This window comes from Centipeda sp. (in: firmicutes) (assembly GCF_057271695.1).
Map to the genome: position 1 here is coordinate 1 of NZ_DBHIVL010000104.1, position 6,593 is coordinate 6,593.

The following is a 6,593-nucleotide window of genomic DNA, read 5'->3' on the forward strand; positions in this document are numbered from 1 at the left end:
ATAAGGAAGTAAGACCCCTTGAAGAAGACAAGGTAGATAGGCTGGGTGTGGAAGCGCAGCAATGTGTGCAGCTGACCAGCACTAATCGGTCGAGGGCTTGACTACATTCTAAGGTAGTTTATCCTAACACAATTTGCTTACAGTTTCTTCTGTGAAGTTTTGAGTGAGCAAAACTCATTCAAGTATGCGGTGATGATGCCTGAACGGTTTCACCTGTTTCCATTCCGAACACAGTAGTTAAGCGTTCAAAGGCCAAGGGTACTTCGCTGGAGACGGCGTGGGAGAGTAGGTAGTTGCCGCAATTACTCCTCGATAGCTCAGTCGGTAGAGCGTCTGACTGTTAATCAGAATGTCACTGGTTCGAGTCCAGTTCGAGGAGCCATTTTGGATTTTGCCACAGCTCTGCTGTGGTTTTCATGGATAGTTGGGGTATCGCCAAGTCGGTTAAGGCACGGGACTTTGACTCCCGCATCCGTTGGTTCGAATCCAACTACCCCAGCCAATTTATACCCTTTTTTAGCGGGTTCTGTGGCGCTGATAAAGGTTCACTAGCTCAGTTGGTAGAGCATCTGACTTTTAATCAGAGGGTCCCGGGTTCGAGTCCCGGGTGAGCCACCACTATTTTCTTTCCCCTATCATGACTCACTAGCTCAACTGGCAGAGCAACTGACTCTTAATCAGTAGGTTCACGGTTCGATTCCGTGGTGGGTCACCATTATATGGGCGATTAGCTCAGCTGGGAGAGCGCCTGCCTTACAAGCAGGATGTCGGCAGTTCGATCCTGTCATCGCCCACCAAGGACATTCCATTTTATACGGCCCGGTAGTTTAGTTGGTTAGAATGCCGCCCTGTCACGGCGGAGGTCAGGGGTTCAAGTCCCCTTCGGGTCGCCATTTTTATGCCTCGGTAGCTCAGTTGGTAGAGCAGGGGACTGAAAATCCCCGTGTCAGTGGTTCGATTCCGCTCTGAGGCACCACTTCGTATCCTACAGCGTCTGCGGCGCGTGCCGCTTGTGCAATGCTGCTGGCGTAGCTCAATCGGTAGAGCAGCTGACTTGTAATCAGCAGGTTGGGGGTTCAAGTCCTCTCGCCAGCTCCATGCGGGTGTAGCTCAATGGTAGAGCCCCAGCCTTCCAAGCTGGTCACGTGGGTTCGATTCCCATCACCCGCTCCATTTTGCATTTCGCCGGGGTGGCGGAACAGGCAGACGCAGGGGACTTAAAATCCCCCGATCGTAAGATCGTACCGGTTCGATTCCGGTCCTCGGCACCATTAAGTAGCGAAACAAGAATGTCGGAGCGTAAGCGAACGGCAGTCTTGATTGAGTCACTTAGTCAATGATGGCGCAGCCATTGTTGACTTCCATACAATTTAACACGCGGTCGTGGCGGAATTGGCAGACGCGCTACTTTGAGGGGGTAGTGTTCACAAGACGTGTGGGTTCAAGTCCCACCGACCGCACCATCCTTTTTCTTTACAACTCAATAGTCACGCGGTCGTGGCGGAATGGCAGACGCGCTAGCTTCAGGCGCTAGTGATGGCAACATCGTGGAGGTTCAAGTCCTCTCGACCGCACCATAATTTCATACTGTTATGCGGTTGTGGCGGAATTGGCAGACGCGCTACTTTGAGGGGGTAGTGTTCACAAGACGTGTGGGTTCAAGTCCCACCAACCGCACCATTGGAAAGCGTATCGCTGTGGGAGACCACGGCGATTTTTTGTATGTGCAGCGAACTTTTGCAGCAGAGCGCCCCCATCGGTGATTGTACCGATGGGGGCGCTCTGTTTCAGATCACTCTTATGAGCTGCTCCAAGGTGGCGGCAGTCCCTTTTAGAACTTCCAGTTAAAGCCGGCGTTAAAGCTGATGCCGCGCTGTTTGCCCGCCCAGCCCTCGACGCTGAGGTCGGCGGTGGCATTTTTCCCGATCGGAGCTTTCCAGCCGAGTTCGAGACTGCCGGAGAATCCCTTGAGCGAGGGCGAGGGGGTTGTGTAGGACAGCCCGCCAACGTGAACGGTGGCATTCGCGTCGCCGCCAAGCTCATACTGGATGGATGCGCCGACAATGAACGAACCGCCCTTCTGCGGGATCGTCCACCGCGCACCCGTACGCAGACGCTGGCTCTGCACGGCATCGAAGTCGTAACGCTCGCCCGTGGAGAGCTTCGCGCTCGTGCCGTTCTGCCGCGTGTAGAAGTAGCGGACATAGAGCTCGCGCTCGTTGCCGCTCTGCTCCGTGACGCGCTGACCAAAGCCCAGATGTGCGCCGATGTAGTTCGCATCGGTATTATAGGAGGTCAGCGGCGTGGAGTAGTCCATGGACGAGCGTCCGAAGCGCAGGCTGCCCTCATAGAAGAGGCCGTCCTTCTGCTCCTGCCGCACGAATGCGCCGCCGCCGATGTAGCGGACGGAGCCGTCGCCGTGCGCATCGTTCACATAGCTGTCGTATGTGCCGCGCCCGTATTCGACGATCGGACCGAAGATCAGTCGGTTGTCGCCACGCGTCACTTCGCGTGAGAAGCCGACGGCGAGGTTCATGCCCTTCATATCGACGTGGGATCCCGTCTCATGCCGCATGGAGGAGCCGCCGATGGCTGCAAAGGGGGCAAATCCGGGTGCTGCCGCCGCCTCGACGGATGCGCTCGCCATGCCGCCGCCCGTCATGAGGTCGGCACCCGCGCCGAGGAGGGCTGCCGCGCCTGCCATCGTCTCGACGACGGACTTGCGGTTATCCTCTGCCTGCCGCTTGAGGTCATCGGGGGTTGGCGGTTTCGGCGTTGGCTTATCGCCCTCGTCGATGCCAGAGCCGTCGGTCTTGACAATCAGCTCCTTATTATCCTCGGTGATGCCGATCTTCGCTGTAGTCACATCCGAGACGCCCTTCCAGACGGTCATGGTAGTCGTGCCGTCCTTCTGGATCTGCGCTTTCTCTGTGTAGAGGAGGCGCAGGCGCTTCTCGGTCTCATCGCCGCGCAGATGCGCCGTGATCTCCGTGCCCGTGAGGTCAGTATTGCTCGTGGACGAGAGCCAGAGCATGGTGTCGTCCTTCGTCATGCCGACGGGCAGCCAGAAGTCGAGCTTTTGGAATCCATCGATGGACTTTGCCTTGATGCCCTTGGTCTCCTTGACGACGAGCGCGTTGCCTGCGATGTTCTTCGTCGCGCCCACTGCCTTGTATCCATGGAGCTGCGCCGCAGAGAGGTTGGGCGTACCCGTGATGACGATGCGGTTATCCTTGACGGTCGCGACGGAGCCGGCAGTACTGCCCGCATCCGCAGCACCGGCATAGATGCTGTGCTGATAGATGCCGCCGCTGATGTTCACAGTGTTCTCGTTTGCCGTCGCCTGTGCTGGCGCGCCGTCTGCGATGGCGTAGCCGCCGTTGATCTCCGACGTAAATGTACCGTATGCGAGGTTTAGCGTGTTCTTGCTTGCTGTCGCCGTCGCAGCCGCTCCGTCCGCGGAGGCACGAACCCTGCCGCCGCGAATCTGCCTCCACGGAGCAGCGGCGGAGAGGGTGACGGTATTCTCTGATGCCGACGCAGTAACGGGGGCATCCTTGCCGACCGCCCCTACTGTGCCGCCGTACACATCACTTGCCGCCGTCAGTGTGCCGCCCTCGGCGGTGACGCTGTTTTTGTCTGCCGCAGCCGCTGCGCCCGCGCGCTCTGCCGTGCCGGAGGCGACGCCGCCGATGAGCTCCTGCACTGTGCCGGAGGCGTTCTTCAGCAGCAGCACATTTTCATGTGCCGCAGCGGATGCGGTCTTCCCTGCCGCTTTCGTAATGACCTCGGCATACCCCGTCTGGATGCGGGTGTCGTCGAGCTTGGCATTCGTGAGGTTGACCGTGTTCTTCGTGTGGGCGGCGGTCGCCGTGCCCGTCTCTGCGATGACGTCTGCCACGCCGCCCCGCACGTCGCCCGCAAAAGTGCCGCCCGTGCCCGTGACGGCGTTCTCCGTGAGTGTTGCCGCCGCATCGCCCGCATTGTTCACTTTCAGGGAGGCAAGTGCGCCGTGGGCGTCCTTCACCGCGCCGCCCGTGCTCGTGACCGTGTTCTTCGCTATATCCGCCGTGAACGATGTGCCGTCCTCGGAGAAATTTTCCTGGGAGAGATAGGCGTCATACGCGCTGCTTGTCACCACGCCCTTTGCCTCGATGGTGGCGGTGTTCTCGGTCGCCGTGTATGTCGTCGGGCCGCCAAAGGCATTGTCGATGCGGATCTCGGCACCAAACAGTTTGGACAGCTTGCCCTCGTTGAGGTCTGCCTTGTTGCTCCCCGCGATGAGCATCGTATCTCCCGCCGCCGTTGCAGCGCCGTCGCGCCTATAGACGAGCTTTGCCCCCGTGAAGCTGCCGCCGTCAGCGGTCAGCTTCGTCAGGGTGATGGTGTTGCCCTCTGCGGTCACCTCTCCCGCGCCGTCTTTCTGCGTTGTCTTGGCATGCGCGCCGTACGCATCGTAGGCAGTGCCGCTCTGCACCTCTGCCGTATTCCCCGTGAGCTTTACCGTGAGGGCGGCATTCTCGAATGAGATGATGTCGGCATAGCCGCCGGCAAGGGTATCGGCCTTTTTGCCCCGCATGAGGGCGTGGTTCGCCGTCACCGTGGCCTCTGTCGTGCCCGCATTGCTGTTCCGCAGCCGGACGTGGCTGCCATACATGTCATTGACATCGAGCACCGCGCCATCTGCCGTGACCGTGTTCTCCTCCGCACGGATCTGCAGACTGCCCTTCGCATCGTGTGCCTCTATGTAGGAGCCGCGGAATGCGGCACTAGACCCGCGCTCACTCGCGGCGTTGGTGAGGACGACACTGTTCTTGGCGGCGTGCAGATCTGCCGCGCCGGCCGCTTTGCTCAGGGTCAGCTGACTGCCGTACACCTGGTACGCCTTGCCGCCTGTGAGCGTGACCGTATTCTCGGCAGCGGATGCCGTGATCGCCTGCCCTCCTGTCGCCGCAAGCTGTTCGAGGTTGCCATCGGCGCCGCGTACCACCGACGTAGTGCTCGTGAGCGTCCCGTCGATGCTGTTCTTCTCCGTCGTCAGGCTGAGCTTGCCCGTCTCACTGCGTACGGATGCATCGCCGCCCGTGATGTAGACGGCCGTACCATCCGTCGGAAATGCCGCCGTATCGGCGAGATGCAGCTTGTTCTCGGAAGCGATCGTCGTCGCCGCTCCCGCCTTTGTCGTCGCACTCCCCTCGCCGACCAAAATTTTCCTCTGGAACGTGCCCCCGTTCGCCCATAGCTCGTTGTTGCGCGCCGTCGCCGTGACAGTACCGGTCGCGTCGTCGTTCGTCGCCGACGTCTTGCCGCCGAAGACGGTCTCCTTGAAGGTGCCGCCTGCGATGGTGAGCTGATTCGCATTTGCCGCAGTGGTGACGGCAGCGGCTTTCTCTGTCCTGAGGGTGTTGTATCCGCCTGCACTGTCAAACTTGAACGTGCCGGAGCCCGCCGCGATCGTGACGATGTTCCCGTTCGTCTGTGCCGTGTTCAGCGAAACGCGCGTGGCGCCTGCCTGCTGCTCTGCATAGGCATAGCCGCCGTAGAATTTGTCTGCGCCCGCCTTTGCGGTCAGGTGATTCTCATTTGCCTGCAGGGAGATGGATGTCTTGGTCGCGTGCGCTTTCGCATATCCGCCGTAGATTTCCGTGACAGTATCGCCCGTGGTGAAGGTGAGGCTGTTCCGCAGTGCCTTCGCCTCGCTGCGTGCCTCCGATTCGGTCTTGGCCTTGCCGCCGTAGAGCTTCGTCTCTGTGGGAAAGCTGCCGCCTGTGATGGACGCCTCACTGTCCGTCACTGCTGCCGTGCTGTTGACGCTCTTGGTCTGTGCATAGGCTGCACCGCCCGCAACGGTGATGTTGCCGCCCTCGGGCACGTTGTAGGTGCCGCCCTCGATGGTCACCTTGCTGTGCGCGACCTCTGCCACGCCCCGCGTCTTGCCGCCGCCGTCGCCCTCCTCGGACACGGCGAGACCTCCGATGATGCCCCACTGCGGCTCAGGTGCGGTGCCGTCGAGCTTGAATGTGCAGTTCTTGATGGTGACCTCCGCGCCGGAGATCTTTGCGGTGCCGCCATGCTCCAGCCATGCGTATGCGCCGATGGCGCCGCCGATCGTGCCGCTGTTCACGATCGCCTTGCCGCCCGCGTTCGTACCCATGAACTGGATCGTGCCGTCGGTCAGGCTGACCTTCCTCCACGCGCCTGCAACGAACGTGGGGCGGTGATGGCCGCCCGCGAGATAGTAGATCTCGGGCGATGCCCCGCCGCCCGTCGTGCCGACGGTGATGGTCGCCGTCGTGCCGTTCGTGCTGCCCGCAACGCCCTCCGATGACACGGTATTCGTCGTGACCGTGCTCATGACGGTGGGATCGGCAAAGGCGTGCGGCATGGAGGTGATGGTGAACGCACCTGCTGCAAGTGCGGCGAGGATGCGTGGGGGGAGGGACGGGGAGATACCCTTTCGCTGTAAGTGTCGTCTCATGATGTTGGACTCCTTTCGTGACAGTTCCTGTTGCGTGGAGAACTGCGAAGAGCACAGTGCTTTGCTCTCACTGTAGCACATTTCAGAAAAATCCGTACTGTCACAAATAACAGGG

General features: G+C 60.3%; 1 protein-coding gene, 13 tRNA genes and 2 rRNA genes. 15 read left to right on the plus strand and 1 reads right to left on the minus strand.

From position 1 onward, the window contains the following. The 15 genes from ACO6BQ_RS11600 to ACO6BQ_RS11670 form a co-directional block, all read left to right on the plus strand. Positions 1-105: ribosomal RNA gene (locus ACO6BQ_RS11600) — 23S ribosomal RNA — on the plus strand; the annotation flags it as partial. An 80-nt stretch (positions 106-185) separates the two neighbouring features. Further along, positions 186-302, plus strand: a 5S ribosomal RNA gene (rrf, locus tag ACO6BQ_RS11605). Positions 303-306: 4 nt separating this feature from the next. Continuing rightward, positions 307-382 (plus strand) — tRNA-Asn (locus tag ACO6BQ_RS11610). Positions 383-425: 43 nt separating this feature from the next. Continuing rightward, positions 426-502 (plus strand) — tRNA-Gln (locus tag ACO6BQ_RS11615). A 40-nt stretch (positions 503-542) separates the two neighbouring features. Further along, a tRNA-Lys gene (locus ACO6BQ_RS11620) sits at positions 543-618 on the plus strand. A gap of 21 nt (positions 619-639) precedes the next feature. Continuing rightward, a tRNA-Lys gene (locus tag ACO6BQ_RS11625) sits at positions 640-715 on the plus strand. 6 nt (positions 716-721) lie between these two features. Beyond that, a tRNA-Val gene (locus ACO6BQ_RS11630) sits at positions 722-797 on the plus strand. Positions 798-816: 19 nt separating this feature from the next. Next, a tRNA-Asp gene (locus ACO6BQ_RS11635) sits at positions 817-893 on the plus strand. 7 nt (positions 894-900) lie between these two features. Continuing rightward, positions 901-976 (plus strand) — tRNA-Phe (locus ACO6BQ_RS11640). Between the two features lie 46 nt (positions 977-1,022). Beyond that, positions 1,023-1,098, plus strand: a tRNA-Thr gene (locus ACO6BQ_RS11645). Between the two features lies 1 nt (position 1,099). Further along, positions 1,100-1,173, plus strand: a tRNA-Gly gene (locus tag ACO6BQ_RS11650). Between the two features lie 11 nt (positions 1,174-1,184). Continuing rightward, positions 1,185-1,271: transfer RNA gene (locus ACO6BQ_RS11655), tRNA-Leu, on the plus strand. A 106-nt stretch (positions 1,272-1,377) separates the two neighbouring features. Further along, positions 1,378-1,463: transfer RNA gene (locus ACO6BQ_RS11660), tRNA-Leu, on the plus strand. A gap of 28 nt (positions 1,464-1,491) precedes the next feature. Next, a tRNA-Leu gene (locus ACO6BQ_RS11665) sits at positions 1,492-1,577 on the plus strand. A gap of 17 nt (positions 1,578-1,594) precedes the next feature. Beyond that, positions 1,595-1,680, plus strand: a tRNA-Leu gene (locus ACO6BQ_RS11670). 151 nt (positions 1,681-1,831) lie between these two features. On the opposite strand, the gene ACO6BQ_RS11675 is transcribed toward ACO6BQ_RS11670, so the two are convergent. Further along, positions 1,832-6,478: a transporter gene (locus ACO6BQ_RS11675; protein ID WP_489121125.1), complete on the minus strand. Its 4,647-nt coding sequence runs from the start codon at positions 6,476-6,478 to the stop codon at positions 1,832-1,834. Positions 6,479-6,593: the final 115 nt, after the last annotated feature.